Annotated in this window: 1 pseudogene; it reads right to left on the reverse strand. The window is 80.0% G+C overall.

The window, feature by feature from the left end:
- Positions 1-996, reverse strand: a pseudogene (locus tag MPTA5024_RS41900) (hypothetical protein); the annotation flags it as partial.

Here is a 996-nt window from a genome sequence, read left to right on the forward strand (position 1 = left end):
GTCCCCTGGTTGCGGCGCCCGCAGGACCCACCCCCACGCCGGCGCCGTGCACGCCGTGCGGGCCGTGACCGTCCGCGCCGCCCCTGCCGTCGCCGTCCGTTCCGTCCGCCGACGCGAGGCGGGTCCGGGCGAGGTGCCACAGCGTCGCGGACGGCGCGACGGTCACGGGCCGTCCCGCGCAGGACGGCAGGAGGGACCACGGGAGACTGTGCAGCGGCCCGGTGGGCACCACGACGAGCGGGCGGTCGCCGATCTCGGCCAGCGGGCCGAGCAGCAGCGCGTCGAGCCGGGCGGCCGCGGCGTCCAGCAGCGCGGCGGACGCGGCCAGCACCTCCGGCCGGGCGTCCGGGCGCGCGTTGCGCCGCACGGCGAACGTCAGCCGCTCGATCAGGTCGGCCGCCTCCGCCGTCGCCCCGAGGCGCCGGACGCCCACGCGGCCGTCCACCACGGTGAGCACGTGCAGGTCGGCGCCCCGGCGGACGTACTCGACCAGCGCCCACGAACCCAGCGAAACGGCGAGGTCCCGGGGCGTGACCGGGGCCGCCGGCGCGCCGCCGGGTGTGCCGGTGAGCCGGCGGCTGTGGTCGCGGATGCGCCGTTCCAGGTCGGCCTGCCGGGCGAGCAGCGGTGCGGGCGCCGCCGCCTGACCGGCCAGGTCCCTCGTGACCGAGCGCAGCCGGGCCAGCAGCGCGGTCAGCACCGGGTCGTCGGGCGGACGGACCGGCGCGGCCAGCAGGCGGCTGGCGCGGGCGCGCTCCGACCATTCGAGGAGGCCGTCGGGGCGGCCGGCCTCGAAGGCCACCTCCAGTCCCAGGGCCACCAGGTCGGCCCGGTGCGCCGCCGCGTGCACCCGCAGGTCGGTGGCCCCCATGGCCGAGGCGTGCTCGTCCAGGACCCGCAGGCCTGTCCGTACGGCGGCGAGCACACCGCGGGCGTCGCCCTCGGCGCGCCGTTGCAGCGCCCGCGCGTACCAGCCGCGCGCCCGGAGGAGCGCGG

The organism is Microbispora sp. ATCC PTA-5024 (assembly GCF_000511135.2).
Taxonomy (GTDB): Bacteria; Actinomycetota; Actinomycetes; order Streptosporangiales; family Streptosporangiaceae; genus Microbispora; species Microbispora corallina.